The organism is Pectobacterium peruviense (assembly GCF_002847345.1).
In the GTDB taxonomy this organism is placed as follows: Bacteria; Pseudomonadota; Gammaproteobacteria; order Enterobacterales; family Enterobacteriaceae; genus Pectobacterium; species Pectobacterium peruviense.
The window spans coordinates 11,879-32,006 of sequence record NZ_LXFV01000031.1 but is presented as its reverse complement, the minus strand read 5'-3'; the positions used below and the strand labels follow the sequence as shown (position 1 = coordinate 32,006).

Below are 20,128 nucleotides of genomic sequence, written 5' to 3'. Positions count from 1 at the left end.
CATTTGCTGCTATCGACAAAAGGATTTGCCATGCCTGTCCGTTCCCCATCGTTAACGTTTTATCTGGTTATTGGCCTGCTTCAGGGGCTTTTGCTTGTTGCCGCGCTGGAAATGAAGGAAGGCGTTCTTCAGGCAATGTTGATCACGATGGCGACGGTTGGCGGAATCAGTCTGCAATTACTGGAACGTACTCTCCTCTTGAAAAAGACGTGGCTATTGGCCAGCGTGCTAACCGTGCTGATGACTGCAATCAGCGGTTGGGTTCTTTATGAAAATGGGTTATTCCGGCTGCTGGATTCCTGGATATTGTGTGGCATCCTTCTCGGTTATATCGGCTGTACGTTTATTTGCTGTTGGCCAACTCAGGAAGGGCGATGGCCGTCCTATGAAGCACTCTGTAAACATGCCTGGATCGCTATTTTTACTGTGCTATTGGCCTGGCTATTAGTGCTGGTAGTCGTGCTGCTGCTCGTACTGTGCGGCATGCTGTTTAACATGTTGGGTTTCCCGCAGGTTAATAAAGTCTTCGGTCATTATCGATTCTATATGCTGCTCTTGCCGGTGGTGTTTTCTATCGGCATGTATATCGGAATGACCAAGGAAGCGGTGATTGGGTTGCTGCGTGGGATCCTGTTATCGGCGTGCCGTTTCCTGTTGCCGTTTAGTGCGCTGATTACGGTAGTTTTCACCTTAACGCTGCCTTTTAGCGGCCTTGAGCCAATATGGAATACCGGTCGTTCCACCGTCATTCTGCTGTGTCTGGTGGGTGTGAATCTCTTTTTGATCAACTGCACGTCCCAGGATGATAACGAAGGGCGCATTTATCCGACGATGCTGCGCGTGCTGGTTAGTGTCAGCGTGCTGTGTCTGCCTGTTTTGGTCGCGTTGGCGGGCTATTCCAGCTGGCTGCGCATCGAACAGTATGGTCTGACCCCTTTCCGCTTTCAGTCGATCTTCGTGGTGGCAGTCGTGATGCTTTACAGTCTGGCGATGGTATGGGCCGTCATTCGTCGCTCAGATGTTTGGTTGGGGCACTTGCGCATGAGCAATCCGCTGCTCGCTGCCGTCATTTGCGTTCTGGCGATATTGCTGCATACGCCGTTGTTAAACCCAGAGGCGTTTAGCGCGAGAAATCAGGTTCAGCGCTTGCTTAGTGGAAAAACGCCGGTCGATGAGTTCGATCTGTGGGCGCTGCGCGATGGGCTGGGAACGGCAGGCAGGAAGCAGTTAACCTGGCTGACTAAAGAAGTGGAGCAAGACCAAATACTGGATGCGGCAGGGCGTCAGGCACTGCGAGATCGGTTGCAGGGGCGAGCGGCAAAAGTGCGACCTGTTCAGGTTGAATGGGTGGGGCCGTTGGAAGACGGGGTCGAAAGCATGTTGCAGGGCAACAATCTGGGTAACCGATGCCGAGAGGAGGCTTGCCTGCTCTTTGCGATTGATTTGACAGGTGATGGCCATAACGAAGTGCTCATTTTTCCTCGGGCTGGCTGGGGGGGCGGTGGCAAGATCCTTGCTCGCGATGAAAAAGGACATTGGCAGATTGCAGCCAACCTGTTTGGCACTATAAGTACGCAGCACCTGATTGAGCTGATTAAGGACGGTGAAGTTGAGGTTGTTACGCCGCGCTTCAAGACCGTCAGAATCGGCGACCAGAATATGGAAATCACGTATCCCTGATTCGGTGTCAAGTTAGGTATTACTTATTGATTCGATAAAGACAACGGATTGGTGATAGCGATCACATTTCTGTACTTTAGCCACATGCGAAAACACATGAGGATAAAGTGATGTCAGTAATTAATACCCAAGTTAAACCATTCAAAAACATGGCTTTCAAAGACGGTCAATTCATCGAAGTGACTGAGAAGAACATCGAAGGCAAATGGAGCGTGTTCTTCTTCTATCCGGCTGACTTTACGTTTGTCTGCCCGACCGAACTGGGTGATGTCGCTGACTACTACGACGAATTCCAACAGCGTGGCGTGGAAATTTACTCTGTTTCCACCGACACCCACTTCACGCACAAAGCGTGGCACAGCACCTCTGAAACCATTGGCAAAATCAAATACACCATGATCGGTGACCCAACGGGTCAACTGACGCGTAACTTTGAAAACATGCGTGAAGCAGAAGGTCTGGCCGATCGCGGTACGTTCATCGTTGACCCACAGGGCATCATCCAGGCAGTAGAAATCACGGCTGAAGGTATTGGCCGCGATGCCTCTGACCTGCTGCGCAAAGTGAAAGCAGCTCAGTACGTTGCTTCTCACCCAGGCGAAGTGTGCCCAGCCAAGTGGAAAGAAGGCGAGGCTACGCTGGCTCCGTCTCTGGATCTGGTTGGCAAAATCTAAGCTAACACCACGGAAAACATAGCTGTGGAAAACATGGCTATTTTTGTCGGGTGCAATGCACCCGATTTTTATGGCCCGGCTTCTTTTCGGGCCAGCATGCTACACGATTTTGCCTTTGTACCAACTTGCCTAATTAAGGACGACCGATGCTCGACAATACGATGAAAGTCCAGTTGAAAGCCTATCTGGAAAAATTGACCAAACCTGTTGAGTTAATTGCGACTCTGGATGATTCCGCTAAATCTGCTGAAGTCAGAACCTTGCTGGCCGAGATCGCCGAGTTGTCTAATCAGGTAAGCTTTATTGAAAGGAACGATCTCTCAGTACGTAAGCCTTCGTTCCTGATTACCAATCCAGATTCCCAAAGCGGCCCGCGTTTTGCTGGCGCGCCGATGGGACACGAATTTACCTCCCTGATTCTGGCGTTATTGCAGGTGGGCGGTCATCCGTCGAAAGAAGCGAAAGAATTACTCGATCAAATCCGCAATCTTGACGGCTCGTTCCACTTTGAAACGTATTACTCGCTGTCCTGCCACAACTGTCCGGACGTGGTGCAGGCGCTGAATTTAATGGCGGTTCTGAATCCAAATATCACCCATACCGCGATTGACGGCGGTGTGTTTCAGGATGAGATTCAAAGCCGTAATGTTATGGGCGTTCCCACCATTTTCCTGAACGGCGAACACTTCAGTCAGGGGCGGACGAGCCTCGCTGAGATTGTGACTAAAATTGATACTGGTGCGGGGGCTAAACAGGTTGAAAAGCTGAACCAGCGTGACGTCTATGATGTGTTAATCATCGGCAGCGGCCCAGCAGGTGCGGCAGCAGCGGTCTATTCGGCGCGCAAAGGGATCCGCACTGGGTTGGTCGGTGAACGCTTTGGCGGTCAGGTGCTGGATACCGTTGATATTGAAAACTATATTTCCGTCCCAAAAACGGAAGGTGCCAAACTGGCGACCGCGTTGAAAAGCCATGTTGACGACTATGATGTCGACGTTATCGACGCACAGAGTGCAGAAGCCTTAATTCCCGGCGGCGAACCGGGTAAACCGCATCAGGTGATTACTGTATCCGGCGCAACGCTGAAAGCACGTAGCGTGATCATTGCGACAGGCGCGCGCTGGAGAAACATGAATGTACCCGGTGAAGATCAGTATCGTACGCGTGGCGTAACGTACTGCCCACACTGTGATGGTCCGCTGTTTAAAGGTAAGCACGTTGCGGTGATTGGTGGGGGAAACTCCGGTGTAGAAGCGGCTATCGATCTGGCTGGCGTAGTGAAACATGTCACGCTGCTTGAGTTTGCACCAGAACTGAAAGCGGATTCGGTATTGCAGGAGAAGGTACGCAGCCTGCCGAATGTTGACGTCATTCTGAATGCGCAAACCACAGAAGTGAAAGGCGATGGGCAGAAAGTCACGGGGCTGAGCTACAAAGATCGTATTACCGACACGGTACACGATTTACCGCTGGAAGGGATCTTCGTGCAAATTGGCCTGTTGCCTAACACCCACTGGCTGGAAGGTACCGTCGCCAGAAACCGCATCGGTGAAATTGAGATTGATGCCAAGTGTGAAACTAGCGTGAAAGGTGTCTTTGCTGCTGGCGACTGTACGACGGTGCCGTACAAACAGATCATTATCGCGACAGGTGAAGGAGCAAAAGCGTCTTTGAGCGCATTTGATTATCTAATCAGAACTCGTGCGTAATATCGGTCTATAGGAGAGGGGAAAATTCGTCTCTCTCCTGTGACTCTGACGACGATCTTTACTTTCCGCGCGGCGGTGTCTCATAAAAGAGGCATCGCCGCGTTTTTTGCTTTTTATCGTAAAACTTTTCTTTTGATCGTAAAAATTAGAGCTCAGCCCTTGCCAAGAGACAATAAGAAATTCATAATGCCGTCCGCTTTGTGTTGTGGCTCGTTTTTTACTCTCTACACAGCACCGTATTTCGAGCGCTAGCGTTACCTCAATTCACATCATTTTTTATCAGTTAATACAAAACATCATATTCTTCTTAACAGACTTATCCACAGGCTGTCTGTTGGTTATTTATTAATCACGCTATGTTATTGATAAAACGCTGTAGAGTATCTTATTGATATCTATTCATAAATTTTACTTATAAAATGCCATAACGATCGCTTGTACTTTTTGTGACAGTTGATTGGCAACGGTTTTTTTTATTTATTCACAGCGCGTGCGACAAACTGATGACAACCATTTGAGCGGCTCACGCATCGCGCGGTAATCCTTTCTCTACTGCACGAACAAGTCGTTTTTTCTGCGTGGATTGGACATCAATTTCCAGTGACGCGCGGCGTTCCAACTGCTGGTGAATTGCCCAGTGGATATGTTCATCCAACAATTCGCTTTCACCCAGACGGGTTTGCAGTGCCAGCACGATGCTATCCTGATAGGGTGCGTTTCCCAGTGCGACAGCAATATTGCGTAGCCAGCGGAGATGCCCGATGCGCCGGATCGGCGATCCTTCCGTAATCCGCAGAAATTTCTCTTCATTCCAGCCGAACAATACCAGCAGCTCCGGCGTATGCAGCGCAGCACGCGGACTGAAATCAGCCTCGTCGGTGAGCTGTGAAAACCGATTCCACGGACAAATCAGCTGGCAGTCATCGCAACCATAGATGCGGTTGCCCATCAGCGGACGGAATTCTTCGGGTATCGGACCTTCCAATTCGATAGTCAGGTAGGAAATGCAGCGGCGGGCATCGACGGTGTAAGGGGCGACAATTGCGCCGGTTGGGCAGGTTGTCATACAGGCGACACAGCGACCACACTGCTCTTCTTGAGGTCGATCAACGGGCAGAGGTAAATCGATCAGCAGCTCACCGAGAAAGAACCAGGAACCTGCTTCTCGATTAAGAATTAGTGAGTGTTTACCAACCCAGCCAAGCCCGGCTTTTGCAGCTAAAGGACGCTCCATAATGGGAGCAGAATCGACGAATGGGCGAAAATTCAATTCACCGCAGTATTCCTGAATTTGGTCGCCGAGTTTTTTCAGACGCTGACGTAATAGCTTGTGGTAATCACGACCCAGCGCATAACGGCTAACGTAGCCGAGTTCTGGATTCTTTAGAGTACTCGCAAATGCCGCTTTGGCGGGAAGATAATTCATACGAACGCTGATGACGCGGAGTGTGCCTAGCAGCAGTTCGTGCGGACGCGCCCGCAGCATGCCATGACGTGCCATCCAGTCCATTTCTCCGTGGTATTGCTTATCCAACCAGTCCTGAAGTCGAGGCTCTTCTGCGGACAAATCGGTGTCGCAGATGCCGACCTGCTGGAATCCCAATGCCTGTCCCCATTGTTTGATGTATTGCGCTAATTCGTTGAGATCGTAGGGGTATGACATGATGAGCCACAGAAATAAACAAGACGTGCTGATGTTACCATATCTGCGCTGCAGAGCCGATGTTTGCTGAGATGTGCGGAATGCTGGCGGTCGTTTAAGTTGCTTGCTAATTTTAAGTCATTGTCATGAAAACTAAGAGCAAATAATGACGAGTCACGATCGGAAACGAGAGGATGATTTGCCTTATTCGGTGTTTTACGCCGAGTGGGTGCGGCGTGAAGAAGCCAGAGCGGCCAGCGAGTCGGGGCTTTCGCTGTGGGAACTCATGCAGCGTGCGGGAGAAGCCGTATTTCAGGTGGCTCGCCAATGCTACCCGTCTGCCCGACGCTGGCGGGTGCTCGCTGGACACGGCAATAACGGTGGCGATGGATATGTGGTCGCCAGTTTGGCGTTGGCGGCGGGTGTGGAGGTGGATGTTGTTGCCTGCACCAGCGATAAGCCGCTGCCTGCTGATGCTAATCTTGCTCGGCAGCGCTGGCTGGATCAAGGCGGCCGTGTTGAAGAGGTGAGTGCGCAAGATGATGTTGATGTGCTGTGGCCTGAAGGAATCGATCTCATTATTGATGGCTTACTGGGAACCGGCCTTTCCGCTGCGCCACGCGTACCCTATGCCACGTTAATTACACAGGCGAATGCCTATCCCGCTCCGATTATTTCACTGGATATTCCCTCTGGCTTACATGCTGAAACTGGCACCTGCGCTGGCATCGCGATCTGTGCGGCGCAGACGGTGACGTTTATCGCGCTGAAACCGGGGCTACTGACTGGCCGCGCCCGTGAGCAGGTTGGGAAACTCCATTATCACTCGCTAGGATTGGAAGCATGGCTGGACGGCCAAACCGCGCCGATACGGCGACTGACTGCGGCGCAACTTCCCGAATGGCTGACGCCTCGTTCAGCCGGACAACATAAAGGCGATAACGGCAGGCTGCTGGTGGTAGGTGGCAACGCTGGCTTAGGCGGTGCGGTATTGATGGCTGCTGATGCGGCGCTACACAGCGGTGCAGGCTTGGTGCGAGTACTTACTCACAAACAGTATCAATCGGCGTTTCTGACGGTTCGACCGGAGTTGATGGTGCAAGAGTTAACGACAGATACGCTGCGACAGGGGCTGGAATGGGCTGATGTCGTGGTGATTGGGCCGGGTTTAGGGCAGGATGAATGGGCTAAAAACGCGCTGCGTTTGGCAGAAAATTGTAACAAACCCATGTTATGGGATGCGGATGCACTCAACCTGCTGGCAATCAATCCACATAAGCGGCAGAATCGCGTGCTGACACCTCACCTCGGCGAGGCTGCTCGTTTACTGAATTGCCGCGTGTCTGATATTGAAAGTGATCGCTTACTTGCGGCCACAAAGCTGGTAAAACGCTATGGCGGTGTTGTCGTATTAAAAGGTGCGGGAACGGTGATTGCCAGCGAGCAAGCAGAGATCGCGATTGCTGATGTGGGAAACCCTGGCATGGCGACAGGTGGCATGGGGGATGTGCTGTCAGGTATCGTTGGTGGTTTGCTGGCGCAAAAGCTCTCGCTGTATGATGCTGCTTGTGCAGGGTGTGTCGTACACGGTGCGGCGGCCGACTGGCTGGCGACGCGACGCGGCACCCGAGGTATGCTGGCAACCGATTTATTGCCTGTGTTGTTCCGCTATGTGAATCCTGAGCGGATGTTTCCAGAGCCGATATTTTTAGAACAGTAGATATTCTTAGAACAATAGAATGAAAAAAATAGTCTTACTTCTGCCGGATGAGGCAGCAACCATTTCATTAGGCACGGCGCTGGCGAAAGCCTGCGACGGTGCTTGTGTTATCCACCTTTATGGCGATCTCGGTGCAGGGAAAACGACGTTTAGTCGTGGATTCCTACAGGCGCGTGGTCATCAGGGCAATGTCAAAAGCCCCACTTATACGCTGGTAGAGCCTTATGCATTATCCCCACTGGCTGTCTATCACTTTGATCTCTATCGACTGGCCGACCCGGAAGAGTTGGAGTTCATGGGGATCCGCGATTATCTGACGCAAGATGCCATTTGTCTGATTGAATGGCCGCAGCAGGGGGCTGGTGTGCTGCCCGATGCGGATATCGAGCTGCATTTGCGCTATCAGGATGAGGGTCGACAGGCTGAACTGTTTGCTGTCTCCGCGACGGGAGACGCGATGTTACAACGTTTTTCTCTTCAGCCAGGAACAACAGAATCATGATGAGTCGTATGGTTAAACTGTTCATCGGCGTATGGCTGTTGCTGGCAGGATCGGCGTGGGCGGCTAATCTGTCGGATATCAAAGTGGACAACGCGTCAGGCCAGGCCACGGTGCGTCTGAGCTTTAGCGGTCAGCCTATTTATGCTTTCTTCCCTCTCAGCAACCCTGCCAGAGTGGTCATCGATATTCGTCAGACTGGTGTCATTCAGGGATTACCGTTGGATTTCAGCGGACAAAATCTGATTAAGCGTGTGCGCACCAGCAACGCTCAGGACGCACAAAGCCTGCGTCTGGTGCTGGATTTGACTCAGGCAGCCAAGACGCGAGCGGTTACGCAAAAAGAAGGGGCTGGATACGTTGTTGTTTTCACCATCACCGGTGATAAAGCAAAAACGGTACAAGCCTCAGCGCCTCCTGTTGCACGGCAGCAAAATAGTGCGCCAGCAGAACCGGCAAAGAATCCGTTTACCAACAAACCGACTGTTGTCGTAAATAGCAGTTCTTCATCTACCCGAGTACCAGCCCGACAGGGTAATGAACGGGTTGTTGTGGCGATTGATGCTGGTCACGGGGGGCAAGATCCTGGGGCGATTGGCACGAACGGGCTGCGGGAGAAAAATGTCACTATCTCTATCGCTCGTAAGTTACAAACCTTACTGAATAACGATCCGGCCTTTAAAGGCGTATTAACGCGCGATGGCGACTACTTTATCTCCGTCATGGGGCGTTCGGATGTGGCGCGTAAGCAGGGCGCGAACCTGTTAGTGTCGATTCACGCGGATGCTGCACCGAACCGTAATGCCAAAGGTGCCTCTGTTTGGGTGCTGTCCAACCGTCGTGCGAATAGCGAGATGGCAACCTGGCTGGAACAGCATGAAAAACAGTCTGAACTGTTGGGGGGAGCAGGCGATCTGTTAGCGAACAGCAGCGCGGATCCTTATCTCAGTCAGGCGGTTTTGGATCTGCAATTTGGCCACTCCCAGCGTGTCGGGTATGACGTTGCGACTAAGGTACTGCGTGAGCTTCAGCGCGTCGGGGGGCTGCATAAACGACGCCCTGAGCACGCAAGCCTAGGCGTATTACGCTCGCCAGATATTCCTTCTCTGCTGGTGGAAACCGGGTTTATCACCAATGTCTCGGAAGAGCGGCTGTTGGGGAGTAACGACTATCAGGAAAAAATCGCCAATGCGATTTATCAGGGGCTGAGGGGGTACTTCCAGACGCACCCGATGCAATCCCTCCCAAAGCAGGAAAGCCGCCCACTACAGTCGGCGGCAAATGATACAGCGACATCGGGCAGCGATGTAACGACGGCGAAAGCGAGTGCGGGCAGCACGCGTCATACCGTCGCACGTGGCGAAACACTTTCTTCCATTGCTCGACGTTATGGTGTCAGCCTCGCGGCTATGCGTGACGTAAATAAGCTGAATAAAGACATCGTCTGGGTTGGACAGCGTTTGAATATTCCGGCGACAGGGATGAAGCAGGCTGCATCAACGCCTGCGCCCAAAAAGGCTGTACCGGTGAAGCATAAGGTCGTAAAGGGTGATAGCCTGAGTGCGATTGCTGCGCGTTACGGTGTCAGTATGAAAGAGATCCAACAGGCGAATAATATGCGTTCTGGTTCGGTACAACTGGGGCAAACGCTGATTATACCGTCCGCCTGATGCTTCATGCTGACGATGTCGATAGATTGAGGATAGTAAGAGGGATACGCCATGCCGATTCAGGTGCTGCCACCGCAGTTGGCTAACCAGATTGCCGCCGGAGAAGTGGTTGAGCGTCCGGCTTCGGTCGTGAAGGAGCTGGTGGAAAACAGTCTGGATGCAGGGGCGACCCGAATTGATATCGACATAGAACGCGGCGGTGCGAAGCTGATCCGCATTCGTGACAATGGCTCAGGCATCGGAAAGGATGAATTAACGCTGGCGCTGGCGCGTCATGCGACCAGTAAAATTGCCACGCTCGACGATCTGGAAGCGATCGTTAGCATGGGGTTTCGCGGCGAAGCGCTGGCGAGTATCAGTTCCGTCTCCCGTTTAACGCTGACATCGCGCACTGCCGAACAATCTGAGGCCTGGCAGGCCTACGCCGAAGGGCGCGATATGGCGGTGACGGTCAAGCCAGCCGCCCATCCTGTGGGCACCACGCTGGAAGTGCTGGATCTGTTTTACAACACACCCGCCCGTCGTAAATTTATGCGCACGGAAAAAACCGAATTCACTCATATTGATGAGGTCGTGCGCCGTATTGCACTGGCACGTTTCGATGTCGCCATCACGCTGCATCATAACGGTAAGCTGATGCGGCAGTATCGTGCAGCACCGGATAAAAATCAGTATGAACGCCGTTTAGGCAGTATCTGTGGTGCGACCTTCTTACAACATGCGCTCGCGGTGTCATGGCAACATGGCGATCTCACTATCCATGGCTGGGTCGCCGATCCGGTTGGTGCGAAACAGCTGCCGGATATGCAGTATTGCTATGTGAATCAGCGCATGATGCGCGATCGGCTCATTAATCATGCTATCCGGCAGGCTTATCAGGATCAGCTTAGCGACGAGCAGCAGCCTGCCTATGTTTTGTATCTGGAGATCGACCCGCATCAGGTGGATGTCAACGTTCATCCCGCCAAGCATGAGGTGCGGTTCCATCAGGCGCGGTTGGTACATGATTTCATCTATCAGGCCGTGATGTCCGTTCTACAGCAGGCCTCTGCACCGGGGCTTGGCATGACCGAGCCAGAGACAGGGAAGCCCGTGCAATGGCAGCAGGAAAATCGTCCTGCCGCAGGCGAAAACCATTTTGCCCAGCCGCCGCGTACCGATAATTCTCCATCGTATGGCGGGAAAACACCCCGCACAGGCCATTCCGGTCAGGCGCGAGAATCTGCTTATTCCGGCTATCAGCCAGAGAATCCGTATCAGAAACAGCAGGGCGATCTGTATAAGGCGCTGCTGCAACCAACGGATAACGGAGCAAATACACCGCTGTCCGGCGAGCGCACTTCTGTACCAGCGAGTAGAGTTGTACCGTCGAATAGCGTTATGTCGTCGGACGTGGTTGTGCCATCCACGGTATTGCATGACGTATCCGCGACTCGAACCGCATCGAACACCGCAACCAGTAATAACAAACAGCGCGCGCCAGTTGAGTCACCGCTTGAAAGCCAATCGAGCGGCTTTGGACGGGTTCTCACGGTTTATCCTCCGTGCTATGCGCTGTTGGAGTACCATAAGGGATTAGCGATGCTGTCGCTTCCCGTTGCCGAACGTTATCTGAAAGTCGTGCAGTTGACGCCCTCCGACGAGGGGCTGCGAGCACAGCCGTTACTGATTCCTCAGCGGCTGACGCTGAGTAAATCTGAATTGAACGTCTTGTCTACCCACCACGCTTTGCTGACGCGTTTTGGTATTGATGTATTGGTTGAGTCACAACGTGCCACATTGCGTGCCGTACCTTTACCATTGCGCCAACAAAATTTACAAAACTTGATCTCTGAACTGATAGGCTATCTGGCCGACTATCAGACGGTTGAGACACAGCAGGTGGATGCTGGCGCATTGGCGTCGTGGATGGCAACGCGATTGCAGAGTGATCAGGAAAACTGGAGCCACTCTCAGGCCATACAATTACTGGCGGATGTCGAGCGGCTTTGTCCGCAACTAGCGAAAACGCCGCCGTCTGAACTTTTATATATGATGGACATCCATGATGCCATCCAGGCTTTAAAGCATGAATGATGTAGAAAACGCGTCGTTGCCGCCCGCTATTTTTATCATGGGGCCGACGGCGTCAGGAAAAACGGCATTGGCGATGACGTTACGAGAATATTTGCCGGTAGAGTTGATTAGCGTAGATTCCGCCCTCATCTATAAAGATATGGATATTGGGACGGCGAAGCCGAGTGCGGAAGAGCTGGCACTGGCGCCGCATCGGTTAATCGACATTCTCGATCCGACGGAGTCCTATTCTGCGGCCGATTTTCGCCGCGATGCGCTACGTGAAATGGCGGACATTACCGCTGCCGGTCGCATCCCTCTACTAGTGGGGGGGACGATGCTGTATTTCAAGGCGCTGTTAGAGGGGCTTTCTCCTTTGCCGTCAGCCGATGCCGCAGTGCGTCAACGCATTGAAGAACAGGCAAAAGAAATCGGCTGGGAAGCGATGCATCGGCAGCTTAGTGAGATCGATCCGGTTGCAGCAATTCGGATTCATCCAAATGATCCGCAGAGACTCTCGCGAGCACTGGAAGTTTTTTTCGTTTCAGGTAACACTTTAACTGAACTGACAAAAACGTCTGGCGACGCGCTGCCCTATCAGGTTCATCAGTTTGCTATCGCCCCGGCGACGCGTGAATTGTTGCATCAGCGGATTGAACAGCGTTTTCACCAGATGTTGGCGGCGGGTTTTGAGACAGAAGCTCGGACATTGTTTGCCCGGCAAGACCTTCATACGGATATGCCCTCTATTCGTTGCGTTGGTTATCGCCAGATGTGGTCATATTTATCCGGTGAAATTGATTACGATGAGATGGTTTATCGGGGAATTTGTGCGACGCGCCAGTTAGCGAAGCGGCAAATGACCTGGCTGCGCGGTTGGGATGATGTGTGCTGGCTGGATAGCGAAAAACCGACTGAGGCACTGGACAAGGTAATACACTTTAAATAATTCAAGTTTCAGGCAGGCGGCAAGGGAATGAGTCCCGATGAGCTTACTCAGGTAAGTGATTCGGGTGAGTGAACGCAGCCAACGCACATGCAACTTGAAGTATGACGAGTGTTCAGGTTGTTAGTGCATAGGTTGAGTGATTGTGTACAATCGGTGAGTCTCAGCGTGCAAGTTTTTTACACCGTTATTTTAGAGCCGTTGGGCTCTTTGTTACAAACAACATACAAATAAGGAAAATATAGAATGGCTAAGGGGCAATCTTTGCAAGATCCGTTCTTGAACGCTTTGCGTCGTGAACGTGTTCCGGTTTCGATTTATTTGGTGAACGGTATTAAGTTGCAAGGTCAGATCGAATCTTTCGATCAGTTCGTGATTTTGTTGAAAAACACGGTCAGCCAGATGGTTTATAAGCACGCCATCTCTACAGTTGTTCCTTCTCGCCCAGTTTCTCACCATAGCAACAATCCAGGCGGCAGCAACAACTATCACGGTAGTAACACGACTGCTCAGCAGTCGTCGCAGGATGCTGATGACGCCGAATAAGGCGTATTGTCAATTCACCACGGCGCGGGAGAGCTGGACGCATCGCTCGGCTCCTTCGCTGTGGTGTTTTTTGCTCGTTTGAGAGGTTACTCGCTTGTTTGACCGTTATGAATCAGGTGAACGGGCCATATTAGTTCATGTTTTTTTCTCGCAAGATAGAGATACTGAAGATCTGCTGGAGTTTGAATCTCTGGTTTCTTCTGCCGGTATTGAATCCTTGCAGGTTGTGACCGGTAGCCGCAAGGCGCCTCACCCCAAGTATTTTGTCGGGGAAGGTAAAGCCGAAGAAATTGCTCAGGCAGTAAAAGAAACTGGCGCGTTTGTCGTGCTGTTTGATCACGCGCTGACGCCTGCTCAGGAACGTAATCTAGAGCGTTTGTGCGAGTGCCGGGTGATCGACCGTACCGGATTGATTTTAGATATTTTTGCCCAGCGTGCGCGTACTCACGAGGGGAAATTACAGGTGGAACTGGCACAACTGCGCCATCTTGCGACCCGACTGGTTCGCGGTTGGACGCACCTTGAACGCCAGAAGGGCGGTATCGGTTTACGCGGCCCAGGTGAAACCCAGCTTGAAACCGACCGTCGTTTATTGCGTAACCGTATCAGTCAGATACTGTCGCGTCTCGAACGGGTAGAAAAACAGCGTGAACAGGGGCGTCGGTCACGAGTTCGCGCCGATGTTCCCACCGTTTCGCTGGTGGGCTATACCAACGCGGGTAAATCCACGCTGTTTAACAAGATTACATCGGCGGGCGTCTATGTCGCCGATCAGTTATTTGCCACACTGGATCCAACATTGCGCCGCATTCAAGTGGATGATGTCGGTGATACAGTGTTGGCGGATACCGTAGGTTTTATCCGGCAGTTACCCCACGATTTGGTGGCTGCGTTTAAGGCTACATTACAGGAAACACGTCAGGCCTCACTGTTACTGCATGTTGTTGATGCCGCCGATCCTCGTCTTGACGAGAATATCGACGCGGTTAATGACGTACTGGCGGAAATCGAGGCGGATGAAATACCTGCGCTGTTGGTAATGAACAAGATTGATATGCTGGATGATTTCGTTCCGCGTATCGATCGCAACGAAGAGAATCTACCGATACGAGTCTGGCTTTCAGCACAGACTGGTGACGGTATTGCGTTGCTATTTCAGGCATTGACTGAGCGGCTTTCCGGGGAAATCGCACAATATACTTTGCACCTTCCCCCGCAGGCAGGACGCTTGCGTAGTCGTTTTTACCAGCTTCAGGCAATAGAAAAAGAATGGATTGAAGAGGATGGGCAAATTGGTCTGGTTATTCGTATGCCGATTGCTGACTGGCGCCGCCTCTGCAAAAAAGAGCAGGAACTGATGGACTATATTGTCTGACAGGCAAAAAACAGTCTGCACGGCGAAATAGTCTGACGGACTCTGGGATATTGAACCTGAAGAACACCTATCATAAAGAATGGAGCTAAAACATGGCGTGGAATCAGCCCGGTAATAACGGACAAGACCGCGACCCGTGGGGGAGCAGCAGCAATAATGGCGGCAACTCTGGCGGAAATAATAATAAAGGTGGCCGAGATCAGGGGCCGCCGGATCTGGACGACATCTTCCGTAAACTGAGCAAAAAACTCAGCGATCTGGGTGGCGGAAAAGGTTCTGGCTCAAGCAACAGCGGAAATTCTGGCGGCCCAGCACTGGGTGGTCGGATCGTCGGTATCGCTGCCGTCGCTGCGGTTGTCATCTGGGCTGCTACTGGTTTCTATACCATTAAAGAAGCGGAACGCGGTGTCGTAACGCGCTTTGGTAAGTTCAGCCATTTGGTGGGGCCTGGTCTTAACTGGAAACCAACCTTTATCGACTCTGTTCGCGCGGTGAACGTTGAGTCGGTGCGCGAACTGGCGACCTCGGGTGTGATGTTGACATCGGATGAAAACGTCGTGCGCGTTGAAATGAACGTACAGTATCGTGTCACACAGCCTGAGCAATATCTGTTCAGCGTAACCAATGCGGATGACAGCCTGCGTCAGGCAACTGACAGTGCGCTGCGTGGCGTTATTGGTAAGTACACGATGGACAAAATTTTGACTGAAGGCCGTACCATTGTGCGTACGGATACCCAGCGTGTACTGGAAGAGACTGTTCGTCCGTACAACATGGGTATCACGCTGCTTGACGTCAACTTCCAGACCGCACGTCCGCCGGAAGAAGTGAAGGCCGCGTTTGATGATGCGATTGCCGCACGTGAAAACGAACAGCAATATATTCGTGAAGCGGAAGCGTATGCGAACGAAGTGCAGCCGCGTGCTAACGGTCAGGCGCAACGTATTCTGGAAGAGTCTCGCGCTTATAAAACCCGTACCGTTCTGGAAGCTCAGGGTGAAGTTGCCCGTTTTGCCAGAGTATTACCGGAATATAAAGCGGCGCCAGAAATCACCCGCGAGCGTTTGTATATCGAAACGATGGAACGCGTGCTGAGCCATACTCGTAAGGTTCTGGTCAATGACAAGGGGAGTAACCTGATGGTGCTGCCGTTGGATCAGATGCTGCGTGGGCAAGGTGGTGAAAATACGCAAAGCAACAGCAGCGCTAATCCACTGCGTTTGCCTAGCAACAGCAGCGGTGCGGCGAATAGCAACCAAACGCGCAGCAGTAACAATGGAAATATCATGGATCAGCGCAAAGCAAATGCGCAGCGTGATGACTTCACTCGAGTAGGGAGAGAATAATCGATGCGTAAGCCCTTACTATTTATCCTGATCCTGGTACTGATGGTGGTCTATGCGTCACTATTTGTGGTGCAGGAAGGCCAGCGCGGCATTGTGATGCGTTTTGGCAAAGTATTGCGTGATGACGAAAACAAGCCGCTGATTTATGTACCGGGATTGCAGTTCAAGGTTCCGTTTATCGACTCAGTGAAAATGCTGGATGCTCGTATCCAAACCATGGAAAACCAGGCTGACCGCTTCATCACTAAAGAGCAGAAAGACCTGATTGTCGATTCTTACCTCAAATGGCGTATCAGCGATTTCAGCCGTTACTATCTGGCAACGGGCGGTGGTGACATCTCTCAAGCTGAAGTACTGCTGAAACGTAAATTCAGTGACCGTCTGCGTTCTGAGATTGGTCGTCTGGATGTGAAAGGCATTGTTACCGACTCACGTGGTCAACTGATGTCTGACGTGCGTGAAGCGCTGAACACCGGTACCGGTGAAACCACTGAAGCCGATAATGCGATTGCTTCAGCTGCTGCGCGTGTTGAGAAAGAGACGACGAGCAACGAACCTCATATCAACCCTAACAGCATGGCTGCGCTGGGTATTGAGGTTATCGATGTGCGTATTAAGCAAATCAACCTGCCAACTGAAGTGTCTGACGCAATTTACCAACGTATGCGTGCAGAGCGTGAAGCGGTAGCACGTCGCCACCGTTCACAAGGTCAGGAAGAAGCTGAAAAGTTGAAAGCGACGGCAGACTATGAAGTTACCCGTACGCTGGCTGAAGCCGAGCGCCAAGGGCGTATCACCCGCGGTGAAGGGGATGCCGAAGCGGCGAAACTGTTTGCGAACGCATTCAGCGAAGATCCTGACTTCTACTCTTTCATCCGTAGCCTGCGTGCGTATGAAAGTAGCTTCAGTAATAATCAGGACGTAATGGTTCTCAGCCCGGATAGCGACTTCTTCCGCTACATGAAGTCACCGGAAAGCAGCATGGCACCACGCCGCTGATAGTCATTAACTGACGTCTTTCATCAAGCCCGGGTTATTGCACCGGGCTTTTTTTTGTCATTTTCTGGCAGAGATAACTCAAAGGGTTTGGTCCTGTTCTTACTCGGAGCAGGAAAAAGGGGCTGTTATGAATTCAACGATTTGGCTGGCGCTCGGGCTGGTTTTGGTACTTGAAGGGCTGGGTCCGTTGCTGTTTCCTCGCCTTTGGCGGCGGATGATTTTGGGAATGGCACAGTTACCGGATAATATTTTGCGGCGTTTTGGTGGCGGAATAGTCGTTGCAGGGTGCGTGATCTACTACATGTTGCGTAGCCGGATGGGTGGCTAAAATTAAGCGGAAAAATGTGCGCAACCGTGTGCTAAAAGTACTGAAAGCATCCAAATGAGATGGTAGAATCCTTTTTTAAGCAACCTGGTGATTCTTGAAATGGGTAAGAACGTCGTCGTACTGGGCACCCAATGGGGTGACGAAGGTAAAGGCAAGGTCGTTGACCTGCTGACTGAACGGGCTAAATATGTTGTGCGCTATCAGGGTGGTCACAACGCTGGCCATACGCTGGTTATCAACGGTGAAAAAACCGTCCTTCATTTAATTCCTTCTGGCATTCTGCGTGAAAATGTTGTCAGCATCATCGGTAACGGTGTTGTGCTGGCGCCTGACGCATTCATGAAAGAAATGACGGAGCTTGAAGCGCGTGGCGTCCCGGTACGCGAACGCCTGCTGCTTTCTGAAGCCTGTCCGTTAATCCTGCCTTATCACGTCGCATTGGATAACGCGCGTGAAAAAGCGCGTGGCGCGAAAGCAATTGGTACGACGGGTCGCGGTATCGGTCCTGCGTATGAAGATAAAGTTGCTCGCCGTGGTCTGCGTGTTGGCGATCTGTTTGATAAAGAAACCTTTGCTGTCAAACTGAAAGAAATCGTCGAATACCATAACTTCCAACTGGTTAACTACTACAAAGTTGATGCTGTCGACTACCAGAAAGTGTTGGACGATGTGCTGGCGATCGCCGACATCCTGACGGCTATGGTCGTTGATGTTTCTGATTTGCTGTACAAGGCGCACCTGCGTGGCGATTTCGTCATGTTTGAAGGCGCGCAGGGTACGCTGCTGGATATCGACCACGGTACCTATCCGTACGTGACCTCCTCAAATACCACTGCGGGCGGCGTTGCCACCGGCTCTGGCTTGGGTCCACGTTATGTCGATTATGTGCTGGGTATCGTTAAAGCCTACTCTACCCGTGTGGGTGCAGGTCCATTCCCGACTGAGCTGTTTGAAGAAGTGGGTGAGCATCTGTCTCAGAAAGGTAACGAGTTTGGTGCGACTACGGGTCGTCGTCGTCGTACTGGCTGGCTGGATGCGGTTGCCGTGCGTCGTGCGGTACAGATCAACTCGCTGTCAGGTTTCTGCCTGACCAAGCTGGATGTTCTGGATGGTCTGAAAGAGATTAAGATCTGCGTAGGCTATCGTTTGCCGAATGGCACCGAAGTAGATACTACTCCGCTGGCTGCTGAAGGCTGGGAAGGTCTTGAGCCGATTTACGAAACTGTGCCGGGTTGGTCTGAAAGCACATTTGGCGTGAAAGATCACAGCAAGCTGCCGCAGGCTGCGCTTAACTACATCAAACGTATCGAAGAAGTCACTGGTGTGCCGATTGATATTATTTCCACCGGCCCAGATCGCAGCGAAACCATGGTGTTGCGCGATCCGTTCGATGCTTGATTGCACCACGCTTAACGAGTGATGCAATATGAAAAAGGACGGGATTCCCGTCCTTTTTGCTATCTAGCGTTTAGCTGTTGCAGAACAGCACGGCTTCCTACAGTGATTCTTGTGCGTCTTTCGCCTTCTGCGCTTTCTTCTTCAGGCTATCCAGCAGCTTATTATGGATGTTACTGAACCCACCGTTGCTCATGACCAGAATATGGTCGCCTGGCTGTGCAGTCTTGACGATGTTTTCTACCAGCGTATCAATATCCGCGCTCCAGTGAGCGGGCTGTACACAGGCTTCTGCAACTTCTACAACCTGCCACGGAATATGCGTCGGCTGGAAGAGGAATACTTCATCAGCGCGGCCTAATGACGGAGCCAGTTCGTTTTTGCACATCCCCAATTTCATGGTGTTCGAACGGGGCTCCAGTACGGCCAAAATACGGGCTGTACCTCCTACCTTGCTGCGTAGTGCCGACAGTGTCGCTAGAATTGCAGTAGGGTGATGTGCAAAATCGTCATAAACTGTGACGCCATGCTCCGTACCGCGTAACTCAAGGCGACGGCGCGCGTTGATAAATCCGCCCAGCGCGCGGCAAGCATCTGCGGGTAGCACGCCGACGTGATGTGCGGCAGCAATCGCCATCAATCCGTTGTGCATGTTGTGTTCACCCACCAGTTTCCAGTGGACTTCACCGACAAGCTCATTGTTCAGGTAAACCTGATATTGGCTGGCATCAATGGCCACTTTCTGTGCCCGCCAAACGCCTTCTTCACCGACCAATTCCTGTTCACTCCAGCATCCCATCCCCATCACCTGTTTGAGATTAAGATCGTTGGTTGGCAGGATGATCTTCCCGCTGCCGGGCACCAGTCGAACAAGGTGGTGGAACTGTTTCTGAATGGCTTTCAGATCGTCAAAGATGTCGGCGTGATCGAACTCAAGGTTGTTGAGTACCAACGTTCTTGGGCAGTAATGTACGAATTTGGAGCGTTTGTCGAAAAACGCGCAGTCGTATTCATCGGCTTCAAGCACCATGAACGGGCTGTCACCCAACCGTGCGGAAACGGTGAAGTTGCCGGGAACGCCACCGATCACAAAGCCCGGTTGGTAGCCGCAGTCTTCCAGAATCCAGGTGACCATCCCCGCCGTAGTGGTTTTACCATGCGTTCCCGCAACGGCAATCACCCAGCGATCGCGCAGTACATAGTCATGCAGCCACTGTGGACCGGAAACATAGGGTAATCCTTGTTCCAGTACAGCTTCGACGCACGGGTTTCCGCGTGACATCGCATTACCGATGATGACCAGATCGGGGGCGTGAGCAAGCTGTGCCGGATCGTATCCCTGGATCAGCGTGATTCCCTGCTCTTCAAGTAAGGTACTCATGGGAGGATAAACATTCGCATCTGAGCCCGTGACGTCATGCCCCAGCGAGCGAGCGAGTAGGGCAAGGCCACCCATAAAGGTGCCGCAGATACCTAAAATATGAATACGCATACATTTTCCATCTTCACTGTGAGTCTGCGTCACATTCTAACGCTATGAATCC

Annotated in this window: 16 protein-coding genes; 14 read left to right on the top strand and 2 right to left on the bottom strand. The window is 52.0% G+C overall.

The window, feature by feature from the left end:
* Window positions 1–30 precede the first annotated feature (30 nt).
* The 3 genes from A0G03_RS18485 (at window position 31) to ahpF (ending at window position 4,063) form a co-directional block, all read left to right on the top strand.
* The gene (locus A0G03_RS18485; protein ID WP_048262568.1) at window positions 31–1,680 is read left to right on the top strand and encodes a DUF4153 domain-containing protein; all 1,650 of its coding nucleotides are present in this window, start codon (window positions 31–33) and stop codon (window positions 1,678–1,680) included.
* Window positions 1,681–1,790: 110 nt separating this feature from the next.
* Window positions 1,791–2,354, top strand: a complete 564-nt coding sequence (gene ahpC, locus A0G03_RS18480) for an alkyl hydroperoxide reductase subunit C (protein ID WP_048262565.1) — start codon at window positions 1,791–1,793, stop codon at window positions 2,352–2,354.
* A gap of 146 nt (window positions 2,355–2,500) precedes the next feature.
* On the top strand, window positions 2,501–4,063 hold the full coding sequence (gene ahpF / locus A0G03_RS18475) for an alkyl hydroperoxide reductase subunit F (protein ID WP_048262562.1): 1,563 nt from the start codon (window positions 2,501–2,503) through the stop codon (window positions 4,061–4,063).
* Between the two features lie 523 nt (window positions 4,064–4,586).
* On the opposite strand, the gene queG is transcribed toward ahpF, so the two are convergent.
* On the bottom strand, window positions 4,587–5,726 hold the full coding sequence (gene queG / locus A0G03_RS18470) for a tRNA epoxyqueuosine(34) reductase QueG (protein WP_048262560.1): 1,140 nt from the start codon (window positions 5,724–5,726) through the stop codon (window positions 4,587–4,589).
* A gap of 145 nt (window positions 5,727–5,871) precedes the next feature.
* Here queG and nnr point away from each other — a divergent pair, with 145 nt between their 5' ends.
* The 11 genes from nnr (at window position 5,872) to A0G03_RS18415 (ending at window position 18,587) form a co-directional block, all read left to right on the top strand.
* Window positions 5,872–7,425, top strand: a complete 1,554-nt coding sequence (gene nnr / locus A0G03_RS18465; protein WP_198528826.1) for a bifunctional ADP-dependent NAD(P)H-hydrate dehydratase/NAD(P)H-hydrate epimerase — start codon at window positions 5,872–5,874, stop codon at window positions 7,423–7,425.
* 19 nt (window positions 7,426–7,444) lie between these two features.
* Complete coding sequence (gene tsaE, locus A0G03_RS18460) at window positions 7,445–7,927, top strand: tRNA (adenosine(37)-N6)-threonylcarbamoyltransferase complex ATPase subunit type 1 TsaE (protein WP_048262555.1); 483 nt, start codon at window positions 7,445–7,447, stop codon at window positions 7,925–7,927.
* A complete protein-coding gene (amiB, locus tag A0G03_RS18455) occupies window positions 7,924–9,594 on the top strand; it encodes an N-acetylmuramoyl-L-alanine amidase AmiB (RefSeq protein WP_048262553.1) in 1,671 nt (556 codons plus the stop codon). The genes tsaE and amiB overlap by 4 nt, the downstream gene beginning before the upstream one ends.
* A 51-nt stretch (window positions 9,595–9,645) precedes the next feature.
* Complete coding sequence (gene mutL / locus A0G03_RS18450) at window positions 9,646–11,670, top strand: DNA mismatch repair endonuclease MutL (RefSeq protein WP_048262551.1); 2,025 nt, start codon at window positions 9,646–9,648, stop codon at window positions 11,668–11,670.
* Window positions 11,663–12,598, top strand: coding sequence for a tRNA (adenosine(37)-N6)-dimethylallyltransferase MiaA (miaA, locus tag A0G03_RS18445; protein ID WP_048262548.1), 936 nt, complete (start codon window positions 11,663–11,665; stop codon window positions 12,596–12,598). Before mutL ends, miaA begins: the two co-directional genes overlap by 8 nt.
* A gap of 243 nt (window positions 12,599–12,841) precedes the next feature.
* Complete coding sequence (gene hfq / locus A0G03_RS18440) at window positions 12,842–13,141, top strand: RNA chaperone Hfq (protein ID WP_048262546.1); 300 nt, start codon at window positions 12,842–12,844, stop codon at window positions 13,139–13,141.
* 94 nt (window positions 13,142–13,235) lie between these two features.
* Window positions 13,236–14,516, top strand: coding sequence for a ribosome rescue GTPase HflX (hflX, locus tag A0G03_RS18435; RefSeq protein WP_048262543.1), 1,281 nt, complete (start codon window positions 13,236–13,238; stop codon window positions 14,514–14,516).
* 92 nt (window positions 14,517–14,608) lie between these two features.
* Window positions 14,609–15,862, top strand: a complete 1,254-nt coding sequence (hflK, locus tag A0G03_RS18430) for an FtsH protease activity modulator HflK (RefSeq protein WP_048262539.1) — start codon at window positions 14,609–14,611, stop codon at window positions 15,860–15,862.
* Window positions 15,863–15,865: 3 nt separating this feature from the next.
* On the top strand, window positions 15,866–16,861 hold the full coding sequence (gene hflC / locus A0G03_RS18425; RefSeq protein ID WP_048262536.1) for a protease modulator HflC: 996 nt from the start codon (window positions 15,866–15,868) through the stop codon (window positions 16,859–16,861).
* Between the two features lie 127 nt (window positions 16,862–16,988).
* Complete coding sequence (locus tag A0G03_RS18420; RefSeq protein WP_048262534.1) at window positions 16,989–17,189, top strand: DUF2065 domain-containing protein; 201 nt, start codon at window positions 16,989–16,991, stop codon at window positions 17,187–17,189.
* Between the two features lie 99 nt (window positions 17,190–17,288).
* Complete coding sequence (locus A0G03_RS18415; protein ID WP_048262531.1) at window positions 17,289–18,587, top strand: adenylosuccinate synthase; 1,299 nt, start codon at window positions 17,289–17,291, stop codon at window positions 18,585–18,587.
* 97 nt (window positions 18,588–18,684) lie between these two features.
* Here A0G03_RS18415 and mpl read toward each other — a convergent pair whose 3' ends face one another.
* Window positions 18,685–20,076: a UDP-N-acetylmuramate:L-alanyl-gamma-D-glutamyl-meso-diaminopimelate ligase gene (mpl, locus tag A0G03_RS18410; RefSeq protein WP_048262529.1), complete on the bottom strand. Its 1,392-nt coding sequence runs from the start codon at window positions 20,074–20,076 to the stop codon at window positions 18,685–18,687.
* Window positions 20,077–20,128 lie beyond the last annotated feature (52 nt).